General features: G+C 59.7%; 12 protein-coding genes, 1 tRNA gene and 1 pseudogene. 5 read left to right on the top strand and 9 right to left on the bottom strand.

What is annotated here, in order from left to right; translation table 11 throughout:
* Nucleotides 1-35: 35 nt before the first annotated feature.
* Nucleotides 36-425 carry a DUF427 domain-containing protein gene (locus tag NKH71_RS27920; RefSeq protein WP_352895515.1) on the top strand — a complete coding sequence of 130 codons (390 nt, stop codon included), beginning with the start codon at nucleotides 36-38 and terminating at the stop codon, nucleotides 423-425.
* On the opposite strand, the gene NKH71_RS27915 is transcribed toward NKH71_RS27920, so the two are convergent.
* The 7 genes from NKH71_RS27915 to ppdK form a co-directional block, all read right to left on the bottom strand.
* Nucleotides 426-1,163, bottom strand: a complete 738-nt coding sequence (locus NKH71_RS27915) for a polysaccharide deacetylase family protein (protein WP_352895514.1) — start codon at nucleotides 1,161-1,163, stop codon at nucleotides 426-428.
* Between the two features lie 141 nt (nucleotides 1,164-1,304).
* Entirely contained in the window at nucleotides 1,305-2,594 is a 1,290-nt protein-coding gene (locus NKH71_RS27910; protein ID WP_352895513.1) for a glycosyltransferase family 9 protein, read from the bottom strand.
* A gap of 320 nt (nucleotides 2,595-2,914) precedes the next feature.
* A complete protein-coding gene (locus NKH71_RS27905; RefSeq protein WP_352895512.1) occupies nucleotides 2,915-3,085 on the bottom strand; it encodes a hypothetical protein in 171 nt (56 codons plus the stop codon).
* A 158-nt stretch (nucleotides 3,086-3,243) separates the two neighbouring features.
* Nucleotides 3,244-3,411 (bottom strand): hypothetical protein, encoded by a 168-nt coding sequence (locus tag NKH71_RS27900; RefSeq protein ID WP_352895511.1) that lies wholly within the window; start codon nucleotides 3,409-3,411, stop codon nucleotides 3,244-3,246.
* Between the two features lie 180 nt (nucleotides 3,412-3,591).
* Nucleotides 3,592-3,774, bottom strand: a complete 183-nt coding sequence (locus NKH71_RS27895) for a hypothetical protein (RefSeq protein ID WP_031194824.1) — start codon at nucleotides 3,772-3,774, stop codon at nucleotides 3,592-3,594.
* A 136-nt stretch (nucleotides 3,775-3,910) separates the two neighbouring features.
* The gene (locus tag NKH71_RS27890; RefSeq protein WP_352895510.1) at nucleotides 3,911-4,096 is read right to left on the bottom strand and encodes a hypothetical protein; all 186 of its coding nucleotides are present in this window, start codon (nucleotides 4,094-4,096) and stop codon (nucleotides 3,911-3,913) included.
* Between the two features lie 206 nt (nucleotides 4,097-4,302).
* Complete coding sequence (gene ppdK / locus NKH71_RS27885; RefSeq protein ID WP_352895509.1) at nucleotides 4,303-6,978, bottom strand: pyruvate, phosphate dikinase; 2,676 nt, start codon at nucleotides 6,976-6,978, stop codon at nucleotides 4,303-4,305.
* A 565-nt stretch (nucleotides 6,979-7,543) separates the two neighbouring features.
* Here ppdK and NKH71_RS27880 point away from each other — a divergent pair.
* The 3 genes from NKH71_RS27880 (at nucleotide 7,544) to NKH71_RS27870 (ending at nucleotide 11,275) form a co-directional block, all read left to right on the top strand.
* Nucleotides 7,544-7,618 (top strand) — tRNA-Gln (locus NKH71_RS27880).
* 291 nt (nucleotides 7,619-7,909) lie between these two features.
* Complete coding sequence (locus NKH71_RS27875) at nucleotides 7,910-8,278, top strand: VanZ family protein (RefSeq protein WP_352895508.1); 369 nt, start codon at nucleotides 7,910-7,912, stop codon at nucleotides 8,276-8,278.
* A 1,065-nt stretch (nucleotides 8,279-9,343) separates the two neighbouring features.
* Nucleotides 9,344-11,275: a calcium-binding protein gene (locus NKH71_RS27870; protein WP_352895507.1), complete on the top strand. Its 1,932-nt coding sequence runs from the start codon at nucleotides 9,344-9,346 to the stop codon at nucleotides 11,273-11,275.
* Nucleotides 11,276-11,573: 298 nt separating this feature from the next.
* On the opposite strand, the gene NKH71_RS27865 is transcribed toward NKH71_RS27870, so the two are convergent.
* The gene (locus tag NKH71_RS27865) at nucleotides 11,574-12,302 is read right to left on the bottom strand and encodes a hypothetical protein (protein ID WP_352895506.1); all 729 of its coding nucleotides are present in this window, start codon (nucleotides 12,300-12,302) and stop codon (nucleotides 11,574-11,576) included.
* A gap of 149 nt (nucleotides 12,303-12,451) precedes the next feature.
* On the opposite strand from NKH71_RS27865, the gene NKH71_RS27860 reads away from it, so the two are divergent.
* Nucleotides 12,452-12,700 (top strand): helix-turn-helix domain-containing protein, encoded by a 249-nt coding sequence (locus tag NKH71_RS27860; protein WP_352895505.1) that lies wholly within the window; start codon nucleotides 12,452-12,454, stop codon nucleotides 12,698-12,700.
* 448 nt (nucleotides 12,701-13,148) lie between these two features.
* On the opposite strand, the pseudogene NKH71_RS27855 reads toward NKH71_RS27860, so the two are convergent.
* A pseudogene (locus tag NKH71_RS27855) lies at nucleotides 13,149-14,044 on the bottom strand (TIM barrel protein).
* Nucleotides 14,045-14,606: the final 562 nt, after the last annotated feature.

The raw sequence follows: 14,606 nt of genomic DNA, 5'->3' as shown, positions 1-14,606 counted from the left end.
AGACACATCTTGGGGTTGAGGCAAGGAGATTCGACATGGACCAGATCGCAAACCCGGCACCCGGCTTTCAGCGCAATCCCGGCAAGATCATCACCGTCGAGCCTTACAAGGGCACCGTGACGGTGCGCGCCGGCGATGTCGTCATCGCCTCATCCGGCAAGGTCAAGGTGCTGACCGAACCGCCCTATCCCCCTGTTTTCTACATTCCGTTCGACGACATCGACTTCAAACGGCTTGGCAAGACCGAGCTCTCGACCCATTGCCCCTACAAGGGCGATGCCAGCTATTGGAGCGCGCTGCCCGCCGGCGATGCTGGCAAGGATGCGATGTGGGCGTATGAGCGGCCCTTCGACGAGATGGCGGAGATCCGCGATCACGGCGCGTTCTATCCAAACAAGGTGACCATCGAGGCCACGCCCGACTGATCAGTCGGTGGTGCCTTCATTGCCGACGCCGTCGGCATCGTCGAGCCGCACGAAGGTAAGACCCTTGTCCTTCAGCGCCAGGAGCCCCTGCACTACGCCTTCACCGGCCGCATGGGTCGGCTGGTTGATGTGAGCGATGATGACGTCGCCGTCCTTTGCCGCGGCGATGCGCCGGGCGGTCTCTTTTGCACCGAGCAATGAGCCGCCGTCGCCGTTGATCGAGAATCCGGCGATCTTGAAGCCAAGCTTGCGTATCATCGCGATTGCCGACGGGCTGTATTCGGCGGTTGCGCCGCGAAACCATTTCGGCGCGGGTTCGCCGGTCACGGCGAGAGCGGCGGCGCCGGATTCGACCTCGGCCAGCACGGCCTCCGGGCTGCCGGCACTGCGAATGCCGTAGACCCTTTGCGGCGTGTCGACGGCCGGGACGTGACGGCCGCCATGGTTTTCCAACTCAAACAGTTCGGGATGGGCCCGCATGATCTCGACGGCGGCGGCGTTGTGCTTCAGCCAGATGCCGGTGACGAAAATGGTGGCGGGAATCTTGTTTTCCACCAGCGCCGAGAGAATCCGGGTGTCGGTCTTTCCGCCGCACGCATCGAGCGTCAGCGCGACGCGGCCGCTGCCCGCCTCGGCCTTGATGTGCAGTGTCGGTTCGACGAGCAACTGGGCGTTGCTTGCCGAGACGGCCCACAGCCATATCGCAACTGCGCAAAAATGTTTTTGGAACAGGCGCATTGATCGTTTCCAGGTCGGCCGGATCAAGGTTGAAGCGGCGACCCCAAGACCGGCATCAAGGCGGAAATCGGGACGATGCCCCTGCAAAAGCGTCGGCAGCGGCAATTTGACCCGCGGGCCTGACCTTTGGCAAGCGCGAGGTCACAATGCGTGCTCCACGTCCTTAACCGTACGTGAAAGGATCGCGCGCACCGCGTCGACAACCGCTTTGACCTCTAGCCGCCAGACGCAGCAAGCCTTGCTCGGATCGGGCCGGCGGCACAGGTCCCTGGCTATGCACTCGCAAGGCATGGAGGGCCGCAGCGTAACATTGGCCACGCCGACAGGACCCCACACGGCCGGGTCGGTCAGGCCGAAGAGGCCGACAACCGGCGTTCCCGCGGCGGCGGCCATGTGCATCGGGCCACTCTCGTTCCCGAGAAACAGGCGTGCCTGTCCGAGGACCGCCAGCAGCGTTGCAAGCGACAGCGCCCCGACCATGTTGACGATCGGCGAAGCGGCCTTGGCGATGACGCGCTCGGCAGATGCCCGTTCATCGGGGCCGCCGACAAGCAGGAAGTCCAACCCGGTCTGCCGCGAAATCTCGTCGATCGCCAGCGCAAAACGTTCCGGCTGCCATTGCCGCCCCCGGAAGCTCGCTCCCGCATGAACGGCTATGAAGGCGTTACGCCGAAGATGATGCCGGTCGAGAAGCGCCAACGTCCTGGCGGTCTCCAACGGCAGCGGCTGAATCGTTGGGACCTGCGCACGCAACTCCACGCCAAGCGCCTCAAGCGGCGAAAGATAGCGGTAGAGATAATGCTGGCCACCAAAGCCAAACGGCTTGGCTAGGACGTTGGCGGGCTGGCGTTCCAGCCAGCGCAACGGTTTTTCGGGAGGATCGTATCCGACGCGGGTCTTGGCGTTGACGAGCCTGACAATGATGCGTGAGGTTTTGGAATCGGCCAGGTCGATGGTCAGGTCAAACCGGAAGCGGCGCAGCGCCCGCACCATCGCGTAAAGCTCGCGGCCACGCTCCAGAGGGGTGCCACGCATCCGTACGCGCCGGAAGGCCACCACGTCCGAGGCGATGCCATGAGCCACCAGGAAACTGGCAAAGCTCGCCTCGCAAAGGAACACGACCCTGGCCCTTGGATATTGGAGGCGCAGGTTACTGGCGAGCGCGGAGGCGAGGACAAGATCGCCGATGAATTTCGTCTGGAGGATGAGAATCGAGCGGACGTGCGTGGGCGGGTTCTGCAACATCTGTTTTCTGACACCGGGGCGGGTTCGGGAGCCGGAAAACTGGGCAGAAACGATGTCGGGATTTGGAGCCGTCACGCGCACGTTCGCGTGAATTCGGTTACAAATCGGTAAGATCAGATGCTGGTGGACTGCATCTCTTATCCGCGGCCGTTCTTTGCAGCCTACATCGCCGCTTGCGCGGCGCATCTATCGGTTCCAGATCGACCAGATCAAAGTCGAAGCGGCGATCCCAAAACCGGCATCAAGGCGCCAGGTCAGTGTGCGTGCGCTACGGCTTAGCCGTGCGTGAAAGGGCTCGCGCGCAATGCGCCAACAACCGGTTGACCTCCAACTGTCGGATGAAAAGCCTCGTTCGCACTCGACCAGCGGCACAGTTCTCTGGTCACACAGGGCAAGATGGCTCGAGCCCGATTTCACGACAGCTATTGCCACCCCAAACTGTGGCTCGTCACCGCCCTCGTTTGCACTCCGCGCGAACACTGATGATGGTGCAAGGCGTGCTGGGTTTACCGAGGGCTGTCGTGTGGCTTTTCCTGAGGACTTTGAGACTTCGACCAGACAAAATACAGCGAGCCCATCTTCATCACAGGCACGCGCCGGTCGCGTTCGCGGGTTCGCAATTCGCGATAGGTCTTCAATTTCAAGGTGCCGCCCGGCAACTTGATACGCACCGTCATCGGTCCAACTCCCGTTGTGCAGCGCAGCAATGATGTGCAATGCGGTAATAGAGACCGTCCGTTACGGAAGAGTCAACAGCGGCTTCATCAACTTTTCTTGGGCCGGAAGGCAGAGTCTGGTGGGGAGGCGCCTCGCCAGGCCGCGAGCGTCAGGTGGGTCAGCCCAGCGGCTGATCATTGACGGCGCTTTGCCGGTTCGACCACCAGGTAAAGTAGATCGGGCCGATCTTGACGACGGGTATGCGGCGGGCGCGCTCGCGGTCGCGCAATTCGCGGTACACCTTCACCTTCAGCGTGCCGCCAGGCATCCTGATACGCACCGCCATCGATTCCGCCGCCCCATTGTGCAATGCAGCACAAGAGACCTTCCGTGTCGGAAGAGTCAACGCCTGCCCGCTGACTATTTTTGGGATTTGGCGAGCGGTCTTCGGAGGTTTTGGCGCGCACGGCGGTTCCTGATCCTGCACCGGGGCGTCATGCCCAGCCGGGATCGTCGGGTGCGGGGGCTATTTCCTGGGCGAGGACTTGTTGGGCGAGGATGGGCGATCGGACATGCCGCTCGGCCACCAGATGACGAAATAATTGCCGACCTGCCAAACCGGCACCTCGCGCTTCTGCTCGCGACGCCGCAGCTCGTCCCTCTTCTTGATCTTCAAAGTCCCGCCCGGAAGCCTGATTCTTATCGTCACGTGTCCTCCCCGTACCCCCCAAGGTACGAACGATAGACGGGAACGGTTTCATCCCGGCTAAGTAATTTCGTCCAGGTCGAGCAATTTCGGGGCCGATACAGCGCGCCGGACCGGCGCGAGATCCCCGGAACCGGCTCTATTTGAAGAAATCCGCAATGCCGTTGATGGCCAGCACCGCATAGACGATCGGTCCGGCGATAAACGCACAATAGAGGCAGAGGATCGCCGCCAGCACCAGCAGCAGCGGCTTGTCGCGACCGACGGCGCGGAGCTCGGACCTCACCGACCAGCGCGCCGCACCGGTTTGTTCATCATCAGGCATGTGCACCATCCCGCGCCCATTTCACACGGCGGGTCGAAAACATCAACCTTCCTTGGTGCGCGGAGGAGTCCATTAGCCAGTGCTGCAAGCAGGCCGTCACGCTCCAAAGATCGCGGCGCGTGCCACGTCCGACGTCGGGCGGCAGGCATTTCCATGGATCGATGGTTCGCCAGCGTGTCTGTCCGACATCTTTGGTCTGGATCTATTCACGCTCCGACTTTTACAGCTTGCACTGCCGCCTGCGCAGCAGCCAGCCTGGCTATTGGCACGCGGTAGGGTGAGCACGAGACATAGTCGAGGCCGACCTTCTCGCAGAAATGGATCGAGGCTGGGTCGCCGCCATGTTCGCCGCAAATGCCGAGCTTGATGTCGGGCCGCGTCGCCCTGCCCTTCTCGGCCGCCATCCGCACCAGCTCGCCGACGCCCTCTATGTCGAGCGACACGAACGGATCCTGCTCGATAATGCCTTTTTTCCGATAGGTCTCGAGGAACGAGGCCGCGTCGTCGCGCGAGATGCCGAAGGTTGTCTGGGTCAGATCGTTGGTGCCGAAAGAGAAGAATTCGGCCGCCTCGGCGATGACATGGGCGCGGATGGCGGCGCGCGGCAGTTCGATCATCGTGCCTGTCAGATAATCGATCCTGACGCCGGTCTCCTGCATCACGCTTTTGGCGACGGCATCAATGCGTGCCTTGACGAACTCAAGCTCCTTCACCAGCCCGACCAGCGGTACCATGATCTCCGGGACCACCAGCGCGCCAGCCTTCCTGCCGGCCTCGATGGCCGCCTCGAAAATGGCGCGTGCCTGCATCTCGGCGATTTCGGGATAGGAGACGGCAAGCCGGCAGCCGCGATGGCCGAGCATTGGATTGAACTCGTGCAGCGCTTCGGTGCGTCGCCGGAGCTTGTCCGGCGACACGTTCATGGCGGCGGCGACCTCGGCCACCTCCTCTTCGGATTTTGGCAGGAATTCGTGCAGCGGCGGATCGAGCAGGCGGATCGTCACCGGCAGGCCGGCCATGATCTCGAACAGTTCGAGGAAATCGGAGCGCTGCATCGGCAACAGCTTGGCCAGCGCCGTTCGCCGGTCCTTTTCCGTATCGGCCAGGATCATCTCGCGCATGGCAATGATGCGATCGCCGTCGAAGAACATGTGCTCGGTGCGGCAAAGCCCGATGCCTTCGGCGCCGAAGGAGCGCGCCATGCGCGCATCAAGCGGCGTCTCGGCGTTGGTGCGCACCTTCATGCGGCGCGCGCCGTCGGCCCATTCCATGATGGCGGCGAAATCGCCCGAGAGTTCGGGCTGCAGCATCGGCACGGCGCCCTTCAGCACTTGGCCGTTGGAGCCGTCGATGGTGATGATGTCGCCCTTGCGGAAGGTCGCTCCCATCGCCATCAGCGTGCCGGCTTTATAATCGACGCGCAGCGAGCCGGCGCCCGAAACGCAAGGCTTGCCCATGCCGCGCGCTACCACGGCGGCGTGGCTGGTCATGCCGCCGCGCGTCGTCAGGATGCCTTCGGCCGCATGCATGCCGTGAATGTCCTCAGGGCTGGTCTCGATGCGCACCAGGATCGCCTTGCGGCCTTGCGCCTTGGCCTCCTCGGCGTCATTGGAGGAAAAGACGATCTCGCCTGTGGCAGCGCCCGGCGAGGCAGGCAGGCCGACGCCGATCACATCCCGCGCGGCCTTCGGATCAATCGTCGGATGCAGCAGCTGGTCGAGCGAGGCCGGGTCGATGCGGGCGACCGCCTCCTCCTTCGAAATCAGTCCGTCCCTGGCCATGTCGACGGCAATCTTCAGCGCCGCTTTGGCGGTGCGCTTGCCGGACCTGGTCTGCAGCATCCACAATTTGCCGCGCTCGATGGTGAATTCGAGATCCTGCATGTCGCGGTAATGTTCTTCCAGGCGGTCGGAGATGCTGACGAAAGCCTGGAAGGCCTCCGGCATCAGCTTCTGCAGCGACGGCTTGTCGGAGCCGGCGGCAATGCGCGCAGCCTCGGTGATGTTCTGCGGCGTGCGGATGCCGGCAACGACATCCTCGCCTTGGGCGTTGACCAGGAACTCGCCATAGAGCTGCTTTTCGCCGGTCGAAGGATTGCGGGTGAAGGCGACGCCGGTGGCCGAAGTGTCGCCCATATTGCCGAAGACCATGGCCTGAATGTTGACCGCCGTGCCCCAGCTTTCGGGAATGTCGTGCAGGCGCCGATAGGTGATGGCGCGGTTATTCATCCAACTGGAAAAGACCGCGCCAATGGCGCCCCAGAGCTGTTCGTGCGGATCCTGCGGAAACGGCTTGCCGAGCTCCTCCTCGACCTTGGCCTTGTAGAGCGCGATCACGCCTTGCCATTCGATGGCCGTCAGCTCGGTGTCGAGCTCATGGCCGAGGCCGCCCTTCTGGTCTTCGAGGATTTCCTCGAACACCTCATGGTCGAGGCCCATGACGACATCGGAATACATCTGGATGAAACGGCGGTAGCTGTCATAGGCAAAGCGCGGATCGCCTGAATCGGCGGCCAAGGCTTCGACCGTCTCGTCATTCAGGCCGAGATTGAGCACGGTGTCCATCATGCCTGGCATCGAGGCGCGCGCACCTGAGCGAACCGACACCAAAAGCAGTTTCGAGGGATCGCCGAAACGGCGCCCGGTCAGCCGACCGACATGGTCGAGCGCGACCGCAACGTCCGCTTCGAGCGAAGCCGGGTACGTGTGGCCGTTGGCGTAATAGGCGTTGCAGACCTCGGAGGTGATGGTGAAGCCCGGCGGCACCGGCAGGCCCAGGCTGCACATTTCGGCGAGGTTGGCGCCCTTGCCGCCGAGCAGATTGCGGTCGCCGGCACGGCCTTCCGCGGCGCCGTCGCCAAAGGTGTAGACCCACTTGGTCATGCTTAATCCCCGGTTTGCAGGAGCTGGAAGTACTGGCAAATCGAGCGATATGATGGTGCAGTGCGAAAGGCAAGGCGTCGACCAAGCCGGCGGTCCTCTACAATCGATTAAGCGATACTGATGCCCAGAAAGACCGGTGTCTCGGGCGTACCCGCCACAGCACATAACGAGAACAAACAGACAGAACTGACCGGAAAATTCGATTATGGCAGCGATGGGCGGAACGCCGGGACAGGGCGGCACTATCCTTAAAGTGATCTCATGGTTCCGGGCTGTAGGCGGTCCAATTGTCCATCCTACCGCTCCGAGAGGCCCAGCAACTCACCTGCCTCGATCATCGAAAGATCGCCGCCATTCCAGCGGCTCAAGCGTCGCGAACATTCTCCGATCCTGTAGCCATGCTGTCCGTTTGATCCCCAGCCTCCAAGGACTGGCAAGAAAACCGGACAGCTCACGTGCTACCTAGTCCGGACAATTTCTGCTTACGACATTTTGTATCTTCGCCGTTGAGCTTTCCCCCCGCTCGTCTTATAAGCCCGCGCGCTGGGGGCACGTTCCCGGCTGATGGGGCGTCGCCAAGTGGTAAGGCATCGGTTTTTGGTACCGACATTCCCAGGTTCGAATCCTGGCGCCCCAGCCAATTTCTCTCGGTCCGCTCCTGACGACTCCGAATGCACGTGCCCGTTGGAGTTCTCCGCTCCATAGGGGCACGACAATTTTCGCGCGAGAGATAGACAGCGTTTAACGTGTCGCAAGTTTTTATTACGAATGTGGCGGCTCAATATGTAGCTCGGTTGATTTTGGACAAATCGGATGCGATCGTGAGGGGGGAGCAATAGCCTCGCCTCGCACCATGCGGGAGCCGATGTCGATCTCGGAGCCGAGCCTTGGGTGGCAACGCCCGGCCCGCAAACAACATCGTAGGAGCAGAATGAGATTACACTCAATTGCCGAAAGAGCAGCCTTTTTCGTTACGCTGCTTGCCGTTCTCGTGCTTGCACTTCTGCCAGTTTTCCGTCTCAAGGAGCTCGGCTTCGGCATAGGCTTCCACTATGACAAGCTTAATCACGGTGTCGCTTTCGCGGCGCTGATGCTTGTTGGCAGCCTGGGTTGGCCGGAACGCAAAACGAGTTTGATGGTCTTCCTCGCTCTGGTTGGTGCTGCGATTGAAATCCTTCAGGGTACGACCTTAATAGGGCGAGATCTCGATGGATTTGATTGGGCAGCTGATTGTGTCGGCATCTGGTGCGCGCTGGCAGCCATTAGCTGTGCAAATTCGCTTGTTCGACGAGTGGCTTGAGGGACATCCTCTGAACGGCGCCAATCTGTTCCGGTAGACATATCTCAAGCGCCGAACGGATGTTGGTTGCCGTTGGTTGCCGCGGTGACTTTTTGCAGCGAGATTCGAGTGCTGCGCAAGGCCTGCAGGAAAGGCCTACCCGTCTTCATCGGGCCGGAGTTGCTCGACGCGCTGTCGCGCGCTCGTCTCTTTCGACAGGCGCTTGGCACGTCGTCCCCCTCAATGGCTGCGCCGCCTTCTATATCTTACGGGTCTTTTTGCTGCCTGATGCGCCGGGATGCCTGGGAGAATTCCGACCAAGGAATCCGTCGAGACACAAGAGGCACATGGCCCAACTCTCTGGCGTTCCGAGTCCCTACCATCTCGGCCCAAACCGGCACGTCTGCAGTCCGGGATCGTTCCCATGGTCACCTGGGTGTTGCTGGATTCTGATTGAACCGCATTTCAGTTTGCCGAGTTGCAATCTTAGTGCGGACAACTTGGTCGCGGGCTGCCACTTGCGGTTACCTGTCCACAAGAAAATGGCGTCGCCGGCAGAGAACGTGGTCAGGCAAGACTCCTAGTTTAAGCTCGACCCAATTGGCCGGCAGGAAAATTCATAATGAATAAAATGGGGGTGTTACTGCACGCTCTTTGGCATTCAAACCGATATCTTCCCACGCTCCACTAATCAAAGCACCAGTTTTTTTCATTTATCTTCGCCTTATAACAACAACTATCACAATTTTGCTTACAACGGATATCTATTCATCAACAAATCCAAAATTATAAACTAACTTTTGGATAGTATTAAACTAATTATTCTTACGTATCAGTGCATTTAGTGTCTCGTAAAAAATATCATAGATAACTTTTGAGCCAATCATTAAAATCCTCCCGCAGTCAAATTTGACTCTTCATCGCTATCGTCGACCTTGTAAAGTATATTTTTCGCCTCAATGTCGAAATCCTGCCACCGATCAACCATTCTATCAGGGCGTGCAGGTATGTGATTTGGCGCTAATATACACCTTCTAGTAGGCAGACATTCGCGGGGCGCTATCGAATCAATATGAGGGATTATGGATGGCGACTCTCCATTACACGTCGGGCGGATCCGGCACGGACATTGCAAAAGCCGGATTCAATCTGGCTAGCGTGCAATATGTTGACCAAGTCAACGAGCTGCCAGAGGGCATGAAAGGCTTGGTCTACCTCGACGAGGCCAACGGCGTAACCCAATCCTTTATCGACAAGGTTACTCCTTTCCTCGGCAATCCGAACGTATTTGGGTTCTTCCTGGTTGACGAGCCGGATCCCACCGGCCAATGGGGTACCTACGCCTCTGCCGCGAATCTGAAGGCAGAATCCGACTGGATCCATGAGCATTTTCCAGGCGCCAAGACCTACATCACAATGATGAGCTTGGGGACGTCGGCGAATCCGGATTTTAGGGGCACGTACAATCCCGCCAATACGGGTATCGATTACTACGGCATAGATGTCTATCCTGTCCGCACCGATGGCCCGGTCGACTACAACATGATCGATAAATTCGTCGCCGCTGCTCAAGCATCGGGCATCCCGACGAGCCAGATCGTTCCGGGCTACCAGGCGTTTGGAGGTGGCGAGTATAACACCGACATGGGTGGCAAATATGTCGTGCCCACCGCCGCCCAGATGGAAACCATGATGGAGCACTGGGCCAAGCTGGTTCCGTCACCTGCCTTCGACTACGCATACGCCTGGGGTTCGCAGCGAGGCGACACAGCGTTGGAGAGCTCTTCGGAACTGCAGGCCGTTTTCCGGGAACACAACCTTGCGACGACGGGGACCACTCCGCCTCCCGTCGACACAAGCGACACCTTGTATGGCACCAGCGGCGACGATGTGTTTCACGGGGCCGGCGGCCACACGATGATCGGCTATGGCGGCAATGACACCTATTATGTCGACGACATCCGCGACAAGGAGATTGAGGCGGCCGGCGGCGGTGCCGACAAAGCACTCGCCTCCGTAAGTCATACCCTTGCGGCCGGCTCGGAGATTGAGCTTCTTGCCACCAGCAATCCGTCCGGCACCACGGCGATCAACCTCACAGGCAACGAGTTCAGCCAGACCATCCAGGGCAATGCCGGCGCCAATTACATTAGGGGCGGCGGCGGCGCCGACACCATGACCGGCTATGGCGGTAACGACACGTACCACATCGACAACGCTGGCGACAAGGTAGTCGAAGCGGTGAGCGGTGGGGTTGACAGGGTTTACGCTGCTGTCAGCCATGCCCTTTCGGCCGGCTCAGAGGTTGAGCTCCTCGCCACCAACAATCCGACGCTCACGACAGCAATAAACCTAACCGGCAACGCGTTCGGCCAAGCCATTTTTGGCAATGCTGGCGCAAACGTCATCAACGGCGGTGGTGGCGCCGACAAGATGGTCGGCTATGGCGGCAATGATACCTATTATGTCGACAACGCCGGTGACATGGTAAACGAGGCGGCGGGTGGCGGTACCGACAGGGTGTTCGCTGCGGTGAGCCATGCGCTTTCGGCCAGTTCACAGATCGAGCTTCTCGCCACCACCACTCCGTCCGGTACGTCTGCAATCAACCTGACGGGCAACACCTTTGCCCAGACCATCCAGGGCAATGCTGGCGCTAATATCATCAACGGAGGCGGCGGTGCCGACATCTTGACCGGTAACGGAGGCAATGATGCTTTCGTGTTCAACAGCGCTCTTGGAGCCGGCAATATCGACAGGATCACCGACTTCGACAAGCTCCAGGACAAGATCCAACTCGACGACGCCGTTTTTGCCGGGCTTAAATTGGGTGGCCTTTCATCCGATGCTTTCTTTGCTGGCACGGCCGCGCATGACAGCTCCGACCATATAATCTACAACAGCTCAACCGGGGCGCTCTCTTTCGACAGCGACGGGATCGGCGGCGCATCTCAAATACAGTTCGCCACTCTCTCTCCAGGTCTGTCGCTTGCAGCAGGTTCGTTTCTTGTGATCTGAACGCCCCGGAACGGCGGACCTTCTGCTGGAGCCGGTCCGCCGTTCCGTCTTTGTTCAAGCACCGGAATTCCAAGTGGGATGCTTAGTTTTGGCCTGTGCTTCCCCAAGGAGCTAGCAGGCGGGCCCTAAGGTGAGCGAGAAAACGCAGCTGGACCATTGGTGAGCGCCCTTCGGGATTATCACTGCGAGTACCTTGCCAGTATCGGCGCTATCAGCTTTGCCAGACCAGCGCCGGTCTCTCCGGTCTCGCACGAGCAATTCAGCATAGGCGACAAGATCGCTATAAGCGGCGGGCAGTTCAACCTCGTCCTAATTGGCGGTCATCGGACATGGCGGAGATTTTCGGCTTAGTCATGCCGACTACCTCGACGCCGCACCCATCAGCACCGACGTCTTCGGAGATGTGCACCAGATCGCTGAGCGCCGAGCGGATTTGCGGCCAGGGGAATTCGGAGCACTCCTCCTCGCTTTCGCCCTCGCGCAACACGACATCGAGCTTGACTGCAACACCGGCGAGAGTCGTGGCGGCAGTCCTTGAGAATGTTTGCAGCAGATCCTGCACCCGCTCGCCAGCCTGGCGCTCGGCTCGAAGTGCCGCAGTATAGCCGCCCTCCTCCGCAGCCGCATTCCAGCGTGCCTGATGCGCCGCGAAATCAGCCTCGGCTTTCTTGCGGAGGGCCGCTGTATCTGGCTCTTTGCCAAGCACGTCTTTGAGCGCCTCGACAGAATGGACCGTCACCTCCTCGCCCTTGGATAAGCGGACGGTCACACAGGGAAAGCCTACACTCTCGACGAGCTTCGTTTCCAAGTGCTGCTGTCTGCGGCAAAGCCGCTTGGTCAGCTTATGGGCTTCCTCCCATTCCCGCCACAGCACCAACGCAGGATCAGAAGGCAAATTCGTCCTTCCGGCGTCGCCTGCGGATGCGCTACCTTCAAGGACCCATGCAGTGCTAGTCACCATCGTTCCGGCAAGCACTCGCCTGCGGGTGACGTGGAACCGAGTCGTGGTATTGTCGGAATCAGCCATGATCCGAGCTCCTCAGAAGCTTTGGTTGTGGTCAGGCTGGGCAGGTGCAGCAACACCTGCTCAGCCGTCCTAGCATTTACAGTTGCCTCACTCTCTCATTTAGCCTGATTTGCCAGGCGAAAGTCAACCAAAAAGACTGACTTCAGCCAATGAGCCTAATTTCCGTGGAACAATGCAGGGGGGCCAGGGCGATGCTTGGCTGGAGTCAGAGCGAACTTGCAGCCGCGGCCGGCATTTCCAGAGCAACCCTCGTGGACTTCGAACGTGGGGCGCGAGTCCCCCATCGGAACAACCTTGATGCAATACGCAGTGCCCTTGAGACCGCTGGCGTCGAGTTCATCCCAGAGAATGGCAGAGGACCTGGCGTCCGGCTCGCCCGCCGATCTAACAACAAATGAGCCATTACCGCGAGCCGTCACATTTGAATCAAACGACGGCGAATCCTCTCTCGCAAACGATTGCCCCGTAGAGCCCGATTTTCGCGAACATTTTGAGACAGAAATGCCTCGCCATCAGCTCCACCGAAATGTGGGGCATCCGATGCGTATATGAAAACTGAGTTGCTGGGCAGGCATGCGATTGCACAGTGGAAGATGGCCAAAGGGCGGGCTAGCTAAAAGGTAGGTGATTGGCACGTTTCCGGCGCCTGCCCGCGCTCGACCACCAAGGGCTGCCACATGGTCGTCAGCGTGTGGCAGACCGGCCGGTCACCTCTCATCGAACCGAAAACACTTGCTACGGTCGATCTAATGCGGAACGGCTCGCTGCCAACGAGTTCGGCAGCTCTGGCCGAAATTGACAGCACCCAGCGGTGGATTGTCGGCCCTTTACTCCCTCGCCCCGCGCTCAGGGCGATTGTTCAGGGCTGATGAAATTTTTTGCCCGGGCCAGGCAATCGGGCTGCTCGTTACGATAGCGGGGTCCGATTTCCATGATGAGGACGGTCCCGGGTAAGAATACCAACTCGCTGAAGATGTCATCCCATTCGATATCGCCCCAGCCGAGCGGCATGTGCAGGTCGCCTATGCCCAGCGCTGCATCCTCCTGCGGGAGATAGGTCCTGAGGAAGCCCTGCGGGCGCCCGAAGGAGTCATGGACATGCAGGTGCCCCGCCACCGGCGCCATGGCCCGCAGCTGCTCGTGGAAGTTCAGGCCGCGATGGGTCGATTCAATATAAGCGTGACTGAAATCGATAAGCGCCACCAGGTTCGAATGGCCGACCGCCTTTACCGTCTGCGCCACCTCGGCCGGGGTCTGCCGGCGCTGACTTGGGTCCATGGCGAAGAGGTTCTCAAAGGCGATGCGCACACCATAGAGCTTGCTGAACTCAGCGAGCTCGAGCAACGCTTCGCGTTCGCGTTCCTCGAAACCGGGACCATCGAGAATCTGGTCGGCGCGAAAATGCCCGCTATGCTGGACAAGCACGCGCGCATCGATCCGATCGCAGAGTTCGACCAAGGCCTTGGCTGCATCAATCTGGTAACGACAGACCGCCGGGTCCATGAGGTTCGATGAGACGACGCCGTGAACCGTATAGCGGAAATCGAACTGCCTCGTCAGCGCGATAAGCCTCTCGGCTCTTTCAGGGACTATACGGCCACCGGCTATGAGGTCGAGGTCCTCAGTCCCAGTTCGACGGCTTCGACGCCCATGTCGGCAAATCAGCGAAAGTCCGCCGCAAGACTCTCCAACCCGCCATTGGCAGAAATTGAGTTAAAACCTGGGGCGATAATGTTGCTCATATGCATCCCCGATGACGGGCGGCCAGGAATCCCAGGCCGGTCCGGATCACTGTCAGGTGAGATGGCAATTGCCGAACCGATGCCACTCTCGAAACAAGTCTTCGTTCGCCCCCAGATGCGATCGAGGGGTCTACCGCTGTGATCAGTGGGCCTACATTAACTCGGACCGGACCGCAACGATCTCGAATCTCACAAAGCAGACTGCCTGCCCCGATCTGCAAGCTCTCAAAAGCACCTCTAGCTCCGGACAGACTTCATACAGAGAATCCCTTTCTCAGGCTAAACTATTACGGTTTCACGCAAATCACCCTGTCATCCTGGCGAATTCATCAGCGCAGAGCTGGTGGAACTGGCAAGATGCGCCGCATGAGGCAAATCATTCGAACGTCAGAGGCCCAGCCTCTGCAGAGTTTCCGGGTTTTGCGTTTCATTGGTGCGGCGTGCTCGCAGAGCCCACGAAAAGACCGGTGAAGTTCGCAACACGTTGAATTCTCGGCGACACGCAGAGGTTACAGCCCGCCTGTATGCACCCGCAATGGCTCAGATTTGTCTGGGCACGGTC

Source organism: Mesorhizobium sp. M0983, assembly GCF_040318975.1.
Classification (GTDB): domain Bacteria; phylum Pseudomonadota; class Alphaproteobacteria; order Rhizobiales; family Rhizobiaceae; genus Mesorhizobium.
The sequence above is the reverse complement of the archived record's forward strand: the minus strand, read 5'-3'. Positions and strand labels throughout refer to the sequence as shown.